The sequence below is a fragment of the Roseococcus sp. YIM B11640 genome (assembly GCF_049727625.1).
Classification (GTDB): domain Bacteria; phylum Pseudomonadota; class Alphaproteobacteria; order Acetobacterales; family Acetobacteraceae; genus Roseococcus.
The window spans coordinates 1,028,440-1,040,577 of the sequence record NZ_JBBJOZ010000001.1 but is presented as its reverse complement, the minus strand read 5'-3'; the positions used below and the strand labels follow the sequence as shown (position 1 = coordinate 1,040,577).

Genomic DNA, 12,138 nt, shown 5'->3' with positions numbered 1-12,138 from the left:
GATGAAGAAGCACCCCGCCCAGCTCGAGACGCTGGTCCTCGACGCCCTGCCCGAGGCCGCCGTGCCCAGCTACGAGGCCGCGCTGCTCTCGGTCAGCGCCACCGTCGCGCTGTTCCGCGACGAGGCAACGGATACTTGGCGCATCGAGGCAGTGCGCGAGGCACTGGCCGACCAGGACTCGCTGGCCGCGGCACTCGCGCTCGCCGCCGGGCTCTCGGGCCATGACGCCGCGCTGGAGCGCGCGCCCGTGGAATCCGACGGCTGGCTGGCCCGCACCGTCGAGGCCTTCCCGGAGCAGGAGATCGGGACGCGCTTCCTGATCCGCCCCACCCATGTGCCCCAGCGCGTGACCTATGGCCGGCACGTGCTGGTGCTGGATGCAGGCATCGCCTTCGGCTCGGGCGAGCATTCCTCGACCCAGGGGTGCCTTATGGCGCTGGAGGGGCTTTCCGATGCGCCCCGCAACGTGCTGGACGTAGGCTCGGGCAGCGGGATCCTGGCCATGGCAGCCTGCAAGATGCACCCCGCGGCCAGAGCGCTGGCGACGGATATCGAGCCATGGTCGGTGCGCGTCGCGGAGGAGAATGCCGCGATGAACGGGCTGAAGAAGCGGATGCGGGTGATACTGGCGGATGGCTACCGGCACGCGGCGATCCGCGAGCGGGCGCCGTTCGATTTGATCTTCGCGAATATCCTGGCGCGGCCTTTGTGCGCGATGGCGGCCGATCTGGGCGCGCATCTGGCGCCCGGTGGCCGCGCCATCCTGGCGGGTCTGCTGGGCGTGCAGGCGAGGATGGTGCTGGCAGCGCATCGGCGGGCCGGGCTGGTGCTGGAGCGGCGGATCGATTTGGCCCCCTGGTGCACGCTGGTGTTGAGAAAGGGATAGGACCCTCACTCGGGCGGGAGTTAGGCCTGCGTTTCCTCGTAGGCCCTCCACACGCGCTCGGCGGCCCGCCTTTCCGACTCCGGGCGACCGGCGAGCCGGCGGCTGAGCTCCGACCAGCTTTCGACGCCGTGAAGGTCGCTATTCGCCTCCGCCTCCCGCACGAAATCCGCCTCGGGCGAGGCCTCGAAGCGGCAAGTCTCGAGATATTCCTTGAATGAGATCATGGCGCGGTCCTCCAACGGAAATGTTCCGGGCTGATCCCCGGGCGGCTTCCGGTCCCTCCGGATCAGGCTGAGTGAAGAGCAGCACCGCTCCCCGAAAGTCCGGGCTAGCTCGCGGGCGGAGCAAAGCATTCCGGCCGGCGAAGCCGGAGAGTCTGCACCAGCAGCAAAAGCTTGATGTCCATCGGCTCTCCCGCATCAGCAAGCCGTGCCAGTTCGGCGAGAGGCATTTCCAGAACGGTGATCTCCTCGTGCTCCTCAGCCAGGCCGCCGCCTTCCGCCACGCAGTCGGTCTCGGAATAAGGTGCCAGGAACAGCGAGACACGTTCGGTGGACAAAGCCGGCATCGTCCAGGCACGAGCGACGGGCTCCAGCTGACCGAGCCGAACTCCGATCTCCTCCATGGCCTCGCGTCGCGCGCAGGCTTCGGCGTCCTCCCCTTCCAGCCGCCCGGCTGCAGCCTCGAGGACCATGCCGTCGCCCCCGACGAAGCACGGCGGGGTGCGGAACTGACGGATCACCAGCGCGACCCGTCGCTGAGGGTCATAGGGCAGCACCATGGCCGCCTCGCCGTGATCCTCGATGTCGCGCCTGGTCGACTGGCCATCGGGCAGGCGGATCGTGGCCAGGATCATCCTGGCCCATCGGCTGTAGACGATTTCGGTGCTCAGTATCTCGGCCATGCACCCCTCTCCCCGCCAAAACGGAATGCCACGGAACCCTCAGGCCACGAGATGATCCGAGCCGTTGCCAAGCACCCGCGGCGCTGTTTCGGCCCTCAGCTGGGAAAACCAACGCACCGTCTCGCGCAGGCCCTCGGTCAGCGTGGTATGGGGCGCCCAGCCGAGAAGCTCCCTGGCCCGGTGGATATCGGGCCGCCGGCGACGCGGATCATCTTCGGGCAGGGCCATGTGCACGACTGACGACCGCGATCCCGTCAGCGCCAGCACCTGTTCCACCAACTCCGCGACAGTCAGCTCGGCGGGATTGCCCATGTTGACCGGGCCCGGCTGCACGCCCTCGTAGCGCATAAGCCGCATGAGCCCGTCGATCAGGTCATCGACATAGCAGAAGGAGCGGGTCTGGGAGCCGTCGCCGTAGATGGTGATGTCGCTCCCGTCGAGCGCCTGGGTGATGATGTTGGACACCACGCGGCCGTCATCGGATCGCATGCGGGGACCGTAGGTATTGAAGATGCGCACGATCCGAATGTCGGCCCGCCCGGCACGGTGGAAATCGAGCGCCAGAGATTCCGCCGCGCGCTTGCCCTCGTCGTAGCAGGCGCGCGGACCGGTGCAGCTGACATTGCCACGGTAGCTTTCGGTTTGTGGATGCACTTCCGGGTCGCCATAGACCTCGCTGGTGGAGGTCAACAGGAACCGGGCGCCACGCTGCTCCGCCAGGCGCAGCAGGTTGCGGGTGCCGACAACGCTGGTGAGCAGCGTGTGTTCCGGATCAGCCTGATACTGCACGGGGGACGCCGCGCAAGCGAGGTTGAAGATCATATCGACCCGGCGCGGCAACATGGCGGCGAAGCCAGCCTCAATCACGTCGGCCTCGACGAAGGTGAAGCCGGGGTGCTGTTCCAGACGGCGCACCGTCCTGCGCTGACCGGTCTGCAGGTTGTCCACGCACCAGACCTGCACGCCATCCCCAAGCAACGCCTCGCAGAGATGGGACCCCAGGAAGCCGGCCCCACCCGCGACCACCGCCCGCTTTGTCTGACCGTTCTTCATGGAAGTTCCCTCTGGAGTTCTGGCTCGCGAAAGGAGCAGGCAGGCGTGCGTGGATGCGCCGCCTCAAGCTCGTTGATGAGCTGCGCGGCCCGGTGCTTCGATGTATGCGCCGAGAGAATGCGTGCACGCGCCGCACGGGCGATGCGGTCGCGGCGTTCGGCCGATGGATCGCAAAGAAGCGCGAGCACCGTTTCCGTATCCTCCGCGAGCACGATCTCGCTGCCGGGCCGCATCACCGCATCAATGCCGGGCCACGTATCCGAGATGACGGGAGTTCCGCAGGCGGCCGCCTCGAAGAGGCGAACACTCGGGCTGAACCCGGCCTTGACCATGTCGGCCCGCGTCACGTTCAGGGTGTATCGGCTGGCAGCGTAGAAACTGGGGTGGTCCGAAGGTGCCACGTGTTCCAGGCGTTCGACATTCGCGGGCCAAGCGATATCGGCCGGATACTGCGGCCCCGCCACGACGAAACGAAGGTGGGGTGCACGGCGCGCGGGCTCCAGCAAGAGCCGCTCCAACATGGCTTGGCGATCCGGGCTATAGGTGCCGAGGTAACTGAGGTCCCAGCGCCGATCCACGTCGCGGGGACGGTACAGCTCTGCATCCACTGAGCAATGAAGCGCGCGCGCCACGGGCGCCCCGTAGCGCCGCATCAGCAAGTCCAGCGTCGGGCCACCCGTGAAGGACAGGTAAAGGTCGTAGCCGGCAATGAGTTCGGGCGAGAGGTAGTCGTGCTCTCCCTGGGCCAGCTTCGCGAGGGTGACGGGCGTATCGATGTCGTAGAATGCGGTCGTCCCGCGTGCCACCTCCTGCACGAAATGCCCTACTCGCACGCCCTCGGGCACGTAGGAGCCGACGATCACCGCATCGGCTCCGGCGATGACCGGTGACCAGCGACGCAGCCCGGCTAGGTCCTTGTAGAACTCCAGCCGGCAGTACTCAGGCGCCGCCAGGTCCCGGTGGGCGGCGTACCAGGGCACCTCCCGCTCCAGGAACGTGATGCGATGTCCGAGCGCGGCGGTGGCACGCAGAAGCGCCCTGTAGGTCGTGGCATGTCCATTGCCCCAGGAGGAGGAGAGGCTGAGGCCGAGCACGACGATGTCCAGAGAGCCGCTCATGCAGCCCTCCCGGCAAATGCCCTTCGCACATGGGCGCGAAGAAACGCATCCACCTGAGCTCCACGGATGGCGTAGGTATGGTCGGCGAGAACGCGCCGCAGAGCCGCTCCCCCGATGGCGCGCGCACGCATGGGTGTGAGGGCGGCGAGCTGCTCCGCCACGTCCTGACCGTCGCGTGCGACCAGCACTTCCTCGCCCTCCCTCAGGAACATGTCGAGCCCGGTCCACGCGTCGGTGATGAGACAGGCGCCGACTCCACAGGCCTCGAACACGCGGGTTGCGGGTGACCACCCCGTGGTCGCCATGCTGTCCCGCGCGATATTGAGGACGGCGAGCGGCGAGCAGTTGAAGGCATTGTGGTCACGCGTACCGACATGGCCGATCTCGCGCATGTTCGGCGGCAGGTGCTTGTCGTGCCAGCCATTGCCGCCCAGCAGGAAGTCGCGCCCCGGCAGCCGCCAGCCAGCGTCGAGAAAGAAGGTCTCGACGCGCGTCTCGCGGTCCGGCAAGCGATTCCCGAGGAAAGCGAGATCGGCCGCAAAGCGCTTTTCGCGCGGCACCGGAAAATGCGTCGCAGGGTCGAGCGCGTTGTAGATCGGCACGCAGCTTCGCGCGCCATAACCCAGATAGGCGCCGATGACCGGCGGGCCGCCCCCATAGGTGAGAACGAAATCCAGATCCGGCAGCGCACGGCGCAGCGGATGATCCGGTGCGCCGGAAATCTCAGACAGCGTGGCCGGCGCGTCGACATCCCAGAAGATGCGAATGGCGTCGGCCCGGGCCGCATGCATCACGCCCGCCAGCAGTTCCTCGTCATACGCGCCGACACCGCTGGCCTTGACCACCACGTCAGCCTCGGCCGCCCGTCCGATCACGCCGCGCAGCGACAACTCGTCCGCCTCGTAGACCACGACGCGCGCCCAGTCCGGCGGGTCCATGTCGCGGTGCTGCTGCCGGTCGAAGATGTCGGGTTCGTAGAACGTGATCTCGTGGCCACGCAAGGCGAGATCACGTAGCAGACCGCGATAGTAGGTCGCCGCGCCATTCCAATAGGAGGACAGGAGGCTGGAGCCGTAGAAGGCGATTTTCACGCGGCATTCTCCATCATCGGCTGAGGGCGGAGCTCGGACAGGATGGCGAGCAGCTCGTGCATGCGATGGTTGCAGCTGTGCCGGGCGCGGATCGTGGTGAGTCCGTTCTTCACAAGCGCGGCCCGCAGCTCGGGATCGTGGCGCAGCGCGCGGAGATGCCGCGTCATTGCGTCGCCGTCGGAAGCTGTGAGAAAATCCTCGCCGGGGCGAAACAGGTTTTCGCTGTCCTGCCAGGGTGCGGAGACCAGCGGAATGCCGCAAGCCAGCGCCTCGAAGACGCGGATGGTGGGAATCCCCGGCAGCATCGTGACATAGAAGCGCCGCGGGACATGGACGGTCGCGATATGCCGCGCGAAGACCGCAGGCGCGGCGGCATTGGGAAGCCAGCCGCGGAAGCGTGCACCATATTCCTCGAGTTTCGCCAGAGCGTCGTCCGGGTAGCGCACCCCATGGATATCCAGCTCGATTCCGGCATCCCGGGCCGGCTGCAGCAGCAGTGATTCGATCTCCTCGCTGCGCTCGCCGTCGCCCCAATTGCCGATCCATGTGAGGCTCCTGCGAGGACCCTCCTGCACAGGCGGATGGAAGTGCCTGACATCCGCCGCCTCATGCCAGGTCCAGACCCGCCGCCCCCAGCCCCAGCGGCGATAGACCTCCGAAAGCGTCTCGCCGAAGGCGAGCACTCCGTCATAGCCGCTTAGGTCGAAGGCGCGGATGGCGTCTGAATCGCTGACGGCGCGATGATGCGTATCGTGGAAGAGCAAGGTGAAGCGCCCGCCCTGCCGGCGCAGCCGCCCGATGAATGCGACCAGGGCTGGCTCATTCCATTCGTGCACGACCACGACGTCGGCATCGGCCACGGTCTCCTCGCACGCAGCCCAATCCCCGTAGGGGCGCGGAGCCAGTTCAGGATAGGCTTCGCGGAAAGCCCTCAGCCCATCGGGGCCGTGATCCTGTTCGAGATTCTGCAGGCTCCACGGAGCCTCGGGCTCCATGGCGACCACGTCGTCGCCCCTGAGCGCGAATTCGCGCAGCACACCCCGCAGAAAATGCGCGTTTCCGTGATTCCAGCACGATCGCAGGGAGTGAGTGAAGTAGACCAGCTTCATGCGGCGGACTCCATCAGGGACCGATGCCGCAGGACGTCGCGATAGAGGTTCAGCATGCCCTCCACCATCGCGTCATCGGTGTAGAGGCTGGCGCGGCGATATGCGGCCCCACCACGCTGCACTCGCAGCGCTGGGTCCGCGCACAGCATCTGCAGAGCCTGGAGAAAGCCCTCGTCATCCTCCGGCGCCACGTAGATGGCCGCGTCCCCCCAGATCTCGCGAAACGAAGAGATATCGGAAAGGACCAGCGCGCATCCCGCCTGCGCGGCCTCCAGAACCGCGAGGCCAAAAGGCTCGTACCGAGCCGGCGAGACGAAGATGCCGTTGGCCGCGTAGCAGCGCGCCATCTCACCGGAATCCAGCGCTCCCAGATGCCAGAGCTTGGGAAAGGCCGCGCTTCTCCCATGAGGCGCGGCAAGCGGGCCGGCAACGAGGATGGGTGCCGCCAACCGCGGCGCGATCCGGTCGAGCAGAGCGATGTTCTTGGCTTCGTCCCACAGCCGTCCGGCCGCCAGGACCCCGTCGCGCACCCCGTTTGTCATCGTCCGCGGCGGGCGCCCATTAGGCACGACCCAGGGTTGGCGGCGGAGGCCGTAATGCGCCTCGGTCATCCGGGCAAAGCTGCGGCTAGGAGCGACCAGTGCATCGGCCACGGCATAGCCGGCGGCGACAAGCGCGCGCTGCCGCGCGAACTCCTCTGGAGGAGTCGTGTCGCGCATCGTCTCCCACCAAGTGGCGACGCAGGAGTGGCAGCCCACAACCAGGGGGATGCGCAAGTCGAGGCTTGCGGCCAGGGCTGGGCTATTGAGATGAACGATCCCCGCACCGGAGCTTTCCGCGAGGCTACCTAGAGCGGCGCCGGCCGCCTCCAGCGCCTTGTCATCCGCGCCCATCCAATCCAGCGGCAGGTCCGTGATGTGCAGCCGGCATCCCGCGGCACGCGCCGCCTCGGCCTGCGCCGGGGTCGGCCGCGGCCCGAGTACCGCGAGCGTCACCTCGACATTCCGAGCGACGAGGCCGCGCGCCAGGTCCAGCGTATGGGTCCAGACCCCGCCGACCGCGTCCGTCGTGAGAAGGATTGAGGTCACGAGCGGAGGCATGCGGCCTCCAGCTCGTGCAACGGGATTGGGCGCTCGTCCTGAATGTCGCTGAAGCTGTCGAACTGGGAGAGGTAATGCGCATGCGCCCGCTCCCAGGCCAGCTCATCCGGCGCGCCCCACAGGCGGCGGTAATCCGGCGAGCTGGGATAGGGATACAGCGGCACCGGGTCATTGGCCCAGACGCCGGCGCGCCGCAGCTTCGCGCGCCATTCGGCGATCAGCGCGGCATCGTCGCTCGCTGTCTTGATCAGGTTGGCCTGCACGAAGGGCACCGTGCGGCGCGCATGGATCAGGCGGTCCGCCAGGTCGTCGGTGGAGCTCCGGCAGTTCTTATCCAGCGCGGCCCGGCCCTCCTCGGTGAGGCTCTCCACACCGGCCTCGATCGAGACGCACCCGGCAGCGCCGAGCAGGTCCAGCATCTCCGGCTTCCACAGATCGATGCGGGTCTGGATACCGAAGATGATCTTCCGCTCCACCAGCGCCTCGAGTAGCGCGCGCTGGGGAAGGAAGATCTCATCGATGAAGTAGACGTACTCTACTCCCTGCGCGATCAGCCGGTCGATCTCCTCCAGCACGGGCGCTAGGGCACGGCGCCGGTACTTGTCGCGGAAATCGATCTTGGCGCAGAAGGTGCAAGTGTAGGGGCAGCCCCGCGATGCTTCGACTTCGGCGCCAGGCCCCCGTGGCGGGGCGTCAAAGCGGTGGTGATGGTGGGCGTGGCGACGGATCCATTCGTCGGGCCAGCGCAGCGCCGGAGCATCGACGAAGCTCGCAGCGGCCGCGCCGCCATTCACCTGAATTTCGCCTTCCTTCCACCAGGCAATGGAAGGGACACGCTCCAGGTCCTCCGCGCGGGCCAGGCGCTCGACGATTTCTTCGCATTCGCCCAGGACCACCACGTCAGCGCCGAGCTTGCGCAACGCGGTTCGCGGGGTCGCCGAGCCATGCGGACCGACGGCGACGGTACGCCCGCCGCGCCGCCCCAGCGCGACCAGGAAGGCACGCGGAATGCGAAGTTCGGGCTGCGCGCACCGCCAGAAGAGGTAGGTCGGCGCCGTCGTTACCACCGTCATATCCGGCGAGAAGCCGGCCACTAAATCGGCCAGCGCCTCGGTCGACGTGTCACAGAGGTGGCCATCGAGCATCAGGGTTTCGTGGCCGGTGGCCTCGAGGCGTGCCGCGGCGTAGCCAAGCTCCAGCGGCAGATGCGGCTCACGGGACCCGAAGTAGATGCTGTTCTCGAAGCTCCAGGGTGGGTTTACGAGGGCAATTCTCATGGCTCCGCCCCCGCCGTGCTCATGCGCAATCCGCGCTCGCGCTCCAGCCAGCCGGCCAGCGACGCCAGGCCGATGCGCCAGGGCATGGGTTCGTGCAGGCCGAGCACGGTGCGCGCCGCGCGGGTGTCCGACACGTAGTAGCGCTGATCGCCGGCACGCCATGCCGAGTACCGCGTCTCGATGCTGCGCCCGAGCAGGTTCTCGATCGCGGCGATCACCTGCCGCAGGCTCACGGCGTTGCCCGGTCCCCCGCCCAGGTTGTACGCGCGGCCGCGGGCCGTTCCGATCCGCTGCCAGGCTTTCACATAGGCTTCCACGGCGTTCTGCACGTGCAGCAGATCACGCACCTGGTAGCCATCGCCGAAGATGCTGAGGGGCTCGCCCTGCAGGGCGCGAATAAGGAAATGCGCGACCCAGCCCTGGTCCTCGGTTCCCATCTGGCGCTGGCCGTAGATGCAGCTCATGCGCAGCACGACAGCAGGGACGCCGAAGCTGCGATCGAAGTCGAGCACGTACTGATCCGCGGCGCCCTTGGAGCAGCCATAGGGAGTATGAAGGTCGAGCGGACGCGCCTCGCCGATGCCGGTTTCGCGTACTGTCGCGTCGATAGGCACATAGCGTTCTTCGACGGATTCCATGGCCAGGTCAGCGAGATCGCCATAGACCTTGTTGGTGCTGGCAAAGACCATCGGCACGCCCCCTCCCCGTCGACGCATCGCGTCCAGGATCCTGAAGGTGCCGCACAGATTGACGTCGAAATCCTCCTGAGGCTCGGCCAGGCTCGTTGTCACGGCGACCTGACCCGCCAGGTGGAACACCGCCGCCGCATCGCGGACGGCTTCCTTGACCGCGTTGGCATCGCGGATATCGGCGATCATCGTCGAGATCCGCGCCGGATGCCGGCGTCGTAGCCAATCGAGATTTGCCTCCACGCCGGGCCGTGCGAGGGCATCGAGCACGAGAACGTCGTTCCCCTCCCGAGCCAGCGCGTCGGCCAGGTTCGAGCCGATGAAGCCAGCGCCGCCCGTGACGAGAAGAGGCCTACGTGATCGGATGGGTGGCGCAGCGTTCATGCCACCAGCCCCCGGGCCTCAAGCTCCTGCCGCGCCTGTGCGACGCGGTCCTCTGCCTGCTGGCGCCCCACCCATTCCGCCAGTTCCGCCAGATCGTCCTCGAAATCGCGATCGGACGAGAAGCCGAGCTCGTCGCGGATACGTGAGATGTCGGCGATGTTGTGGCGGATATCGCCGCTGCGGGCTTTGCCGGTGATCTCGGGGCCGAGCGCCGGTTGCCCCATGGCGCGGGCCAGTGACAGCGCCACTTGCTCGACACTGCGATCCACGCCGCTGGCGACGTTGTAGACCTGGCCTGCCGCACGCGGATGCTCCAACGCCAGCAGAACGGCGCGCGCGACATCCTCGACATGAACGAAGTCGCGCCGCTGCTGGCCATCCTCGAAGACGATCGGGCGCTGGCGGTTGTGCAGCCGCGAAGCGAAGATGGCGAGCACGCCGGTGTAGGGATTGGAAAGCGCCTGACCCGGGCCGTAGGCATTCCAGAGCCGCAGCGCCACGCCTTCCATCCCGTAGGCCGGCGCCAGCGTCAGGGTCAGGCGCTCCTGCACGTATTTGGTGATGGCGTAGACGGAGGCGAGGCTCGGCCGCTTGGTTTCCGGTGTGGGTACGGGCCTCAGCGGGATCCCCCGCGAGTCCACTGGATCCCAGCTCGCGCGGCCGTCGCGGCGGGGTGGGCGGAGAACGTCCTCATGCAGCCGCCCCTCGGCGTCACGATAGAGACCCTCGCCGTAGATGCTCATCGAGGAGGCGACAACCACCCGCCGCACGGGCCGCAGGATGAGCTGCTGGAACAGTGACGCGGTGCCCAGGTCATTGACCGAAACGTAACGGTCGATCGCATACATGCTCTGGCCGACGCCGACCTCCGCAGCGAGGTGAATCACGCTGTCGACGCCCTGGAGGGCAGAGGCCAGCGCCGTCGCGTCCCTGATATCGCCCCGCAGGAATTCGACCTCCCCGTCGAGGCATGACGGGCCGCGGCCGCCATGCACCTGGTCAATGAGGCTGTCGATGACCTTCACCTTGTGGCCCTGCGCGAGCAGAAGGCGTGAGACGTGGCTGCCAATGAAGCCAGCGCCGCCGGTGATGAGGATCGTCTCGCGCATGGCAGGGCCTCTCTCTCGCGCTGGTCGGCGCAAAGGTAAGTAGAAGGATTGAGGCCCAACGTCGGCGATTAGACAGAGTTGCGAAATAAGTCTGATAAAGCCAAATAACAAATGTTACTCTAACAATAGATATACCGTTTATCTCATATATATCCTTACCGCGCTCAATCGACAAACAAATGTTAATTCTTCCATTTGTTAGGTTTTGTAGGTGTGGAAGCCGGATATTATTGGACAGGAAAACTCAACCCGAACGCGCCTACGCCGTTGTTGGCACGCACGCTCCCCACCCATCCTGGGCCACGCGTGCCTTTGTCAGGGAATGGTGCGCTGTGACGGATTCGGCATCGCTTCGCGTGGGAATCATCGGGGCGGGGAATTGCGCGTCTTCCTTCGTGCAGGGGCTGAGCTTCTACCGCGACGCGCATTCGAATGAACCGCCACCGGGGCTGATGCATGCCGACCTCGGCGGATATCATGTGCGCGACATTGAACTTGCCTCGGCCTTCGATGTGACCGCCGCCAAAGTGGGCCGCGATCTCTCCGAGGCACTGACGGCGCCGCCCAACAACACGCATATCTTCGCGCCCCTCGCTGCCCAGGGCATCGAGGTGAAGCGCGGACCGACACTCGACGGACTCGGCAAGTATCTCCGCCAGGACGTGGAGGAATCGGAGGCGCCGGTGGTCGACGTCGCGGAGGAGCTACGTCGCAGCCGTACCGATGTGCTGGTCTCCTACCTTCCCGTCGGCTCTCAGCGAGCCTCGGAATGGTATTGCGAGCAGGCGCTGGAGGCGGGCTGTGCCTTCGTGAACTGCATCCCTGTGTTCCTCGCGTCCAACCCGGCCTGGCAGCAGCGCTTCGCGGTGCGCGGCTTGCCCATCATCGGCGACGACATCAAGAGCCAGGTGGGCGCCACCATCGTCCACCGTGTGCTGGCCAACCTCTTCCGCGAGCGCGGCGTCAGGATCGACCGCACCTACCAGCTCAACTTCGGGGGCAATGCCGACTTCCGGAACATGCTGGAACGTGAGCGGCTGGAATCGAAGAAGATCTCCAAGACGCAGGCGGTGACCAGTCAGCTCGACGTACCGCTGCCGGCCGATGATGTGCATGTGGGGCCGAGCGACTTCGTGCCCTGGCTCACGGATCGCAAATGGGCACAGATCCGTATCGAGGGGACCAGCTTCGGCGGCATGCCCCTCAACCTGGAACTGAAGCTCGAGGTCTGGGATTCGCCCAACTCCGCCGGCATCGTCATCGACGCGGTGCGCTGCGCGAAGCTCGCGTTGGATCGCGGTATCGGTGGCGCGCTGGCGGGACCGTCCAGCTACTTCATGAAGTCGCCGCCGCAACAGTTCACCGACGGCGAAGCGCGCGACCGAACCCTGCGCTTCATCCAGGGGCTCGACTGAACC

The 12,138-nt window shown here is 66.6% G+C and carries 12 protein-coding genes; 2 read left to right on the top strand and 10 right to left on the bottom strand.

Features of this window, described 5'->3' with window-relative positions:
- Position 1 precedes the first annotated feature (1 nt).
- Positions 2-886: a 50S ribosomal protein L11 methyltransferase gene (locus WJM96_RS05295; RefSeq protein ID WP_424811386.1), complete on the top strand. Its 885-nt coding sequence runs from the start codon at positions 2-4 to the stop codon at positions 884-886.
- A gap of 20 nt (positions 887-906) precedes the next feature.
- On the opposite strand, the gene WJM96_RS05290 is transcribed toward WJM96_RS05295, so the two are convergent.
- The 10 genes from WJM96_RS05290 to WJM96_RS05245 all read right to left on the bottom strand — a co-directional run bounded on the left by WJM96_RS05290 (position 907) and on the right by WJM96_RS05245 (position 10,720).
- Complete coding sequence (locus WJM96_RS05290; protein ID WP_424811385.1) at positions 907-1,110, bottom strand: hypothetical protein; 204 nt, start codon at positions 1,108-1,110, stop codon at positions 907-909.
- Positions 1,111-1,214: 104 nt separating this feature from the next.
- Entirely contained in the window at positions 1,215-1,790 is a 576-nt protein-coding gene (locus WJM96_RS05285) for an NUDIX domain-containing protein (RefSeq protein ID WP_424811384.1), read from the bottom strand.
- A 39-nt stretch (positions 1,791-1,829) separates the two neighbouring features.
- Positions 1,830-2,843, bottom strand: coding sequence for a UDP-glucuronic acid decarboxylase family protein (locus tag WJM96_RS05280; RefSeq protein WP_424811383.1), 1,014 nt, complete (start codon positions 2,841-2,843; stop codon positions 1,830-1,832).
- Positions 2,840-3,961, bottom strand: a complete 1,122-nt coding sequence (locus WJM96_RS05275) for a CgeB family protein (RefSeq protein WP_424811382.1) — start codon at positions 3,959-3,961, stop codon at positions 2,840-2,842. The genes WJM96_RS05280 and WJM96_RS05275 overlap by 4 nt, the downstream gene beginning before the upstream one ends.
- Positions 3,958-5,052 (bottom strand): CgeB family protein, encoded by a 1,095-nt coding sequence (locus tag WJM96_RS05270; RefSeq protein WP_424811381.1) that lies wholly within the window; start codon positions 5,050-5,052, stop codon positions 3,958-3,960. Before WJM96_RS05270 ends, WJM96_RS05275 begins: the two co-directional genes overlap by 4 nt.
- Positions 5,049-6,161, bottom strand: coding sequence for a CgeB family protein (locus WJM96_RS05265; protein ID WP_424811379.1), 1,113 nt, complete (start codon positions 6,159-6,161; stop codon positions 5,049-5,051). The genes WJM96_RS05270 and WJM96_RS05265 overlap by 4 nt, the downstream gene beginning before the upstream one ends.
- Positions 6,158-7,261 (bottom strand): glycosyltransferase family 4 protein, encoded by a 1,104-nt coding sequence (locus tag WJM96_RS05260; protein WP_424811378.1) that lies wholly within the window; start codon positions 7,259-7,261, stop codon positions 6,158-6,160. The genes WJM96_RS05265 and WJM96_RS05260 overlap by 4 nt, the downstream gene beginning before the upstream one ends.
- The gene (locus tag WJM96_RS05255; protein ID WP_424811377.1) at positions 7,246-8,538 is read right to left on the bottom strand and encodes a TIGR04295 family B12-binding domain-containing radical SAM protein; all 1,293 of its coding nucleotides are present in this window, start codon (positions 8,536-8,538) and stop codon (positions 7,246-7,248) included. Before WJM96_RS05255 ends, WJM96_RS05260 begins: the two co-directional genes overlap by 16 nt.
- Positions 8,535-9,611, bottom strand: coding sequence for an SDR family NAD(P)-dependent oxidoreductase (locus tag WJM96_RS05250; protein ID WP_424811376.1), 1,077 nt, complete (start codon positions 9,609-9,611; stop codon positions 8,535-8,537). The genes WJM96_RS05255 and WJM96_RS05250 overlap by 4 nt, the downstream gene beginning before the upstream one ends.
- The gene (locus WJM96_RS05245; protein ID WP_424811375.1) at positions 9,608-10,720 is read right to left on the bottom strand and encodes an NAD-dependent epimerase/dehydratase family protein; all 1,113 of its coding nucleotides are present in this window, start codon (positions 10,718-10,720) and stop codon (positions 9,608-9,610) included. Before WJM96_RS05245 ends, WJM96_RS05250 begins: the two co-directional genes overlap by 4 nt.
- Positions 10,721-11,052: 332 nt before the next feature.
- Between WJM96_RS05245 and WJM96_RS05240 the strand changes: the two genes are divergently transcribed.
- The gene (locus tag WJM96_RS05240) at positions 11,053-12,135 is read left to right on the top strand and encodes an inositol-3-phosphate synthase (protein ID WP_424811374.1); all 1,083 of its coding nucleotides are present in this window, start codon (positions 11,053-11,055) and stop codon (positions 12,133-12,135) included.
- Positions 12,136-12,138 lie beyond the last annotated feature (3 nt).

What these genes read in the sequence shown, in the direction of transcription:
- WJM96_RS05295 (WP_424811386.1), top strand. Translation starts at nt 2, where the DNA reads ATGAAGAAGCACCCCGCCCAGCTCGAGACGCTGGTCCTCGACGCCCTG.
- WJM96_RS05290 (WP_424811385.1), bottom strand. Translation starts at nt 1,110, where the DNA reads ATGATCTCATTCAAGGAATATCTCGAGACTTGCCGCTTCGAGGCCTCG.
- WJM96_RS05285 (WP_424811384.1), bottom strand. Translation starts at nt 1,790, where the DNA reads ATGGCCGAGATACTGAGCACCGAAATCGTCTACAGCCGATGGGCCAGG.
- WJM96_RS05280 (WP_424811383.1), bottom strand. Translation starts at nt 2,843, where the DNA reads ATGAAGAACGGTCAGACAAAGCGGGCGGTGGTCGCGGGTGGGGCCGGC.
- WJM96_RS05275 (WP_424811382.1), bottom strand. Translation starts at nt 3,961, where the DNA reads ATGAGCGGCTCTCTGGACATCGTCGTGCTCGGCCTCAGCCTCTCCTCC.
- WJM96_RS05265 (WP_424811379.1), bottom strand. Translation starts at nt 6,161, where the DNA reads ATGAAGCTGGTCTACTTCACTCACTCCCTGCGATCGTGCTGGAATCAC.
- WJM96_RS05260 (WP_424811378.1), bottom strand. Translation starts at nt 7,261, where the DNA reads ATGCCTCCGCTCGTGACCTCAATCCTTCTCACGACGGACGCGGTCGGC.
- WJM96_RS05255 (WP_424811377.1), bottom strand. Translation starts at nt 8,538, where the DNA reads ATGAGAATTGCCCTCGTAAACCCACCCTGGAGCTTCGAGAACAGCATC.
- WJM96_RS05250 (WP_424811376.1), bottom strand. Translation starts at nt 9,611, where the DNA reads ATGAACGCTGCGCCACCCATCCGATCACGTAGGCCTCTTCTCGTCACG.
- WJM96_RS05245 (WP_424811375.1), bottom strand. Translation starts at nt 10,720, where the DNA reads ATGCGCGAGACGATCCTCATCACCGGCGGCGCTGGCTTCATTGGCAGC.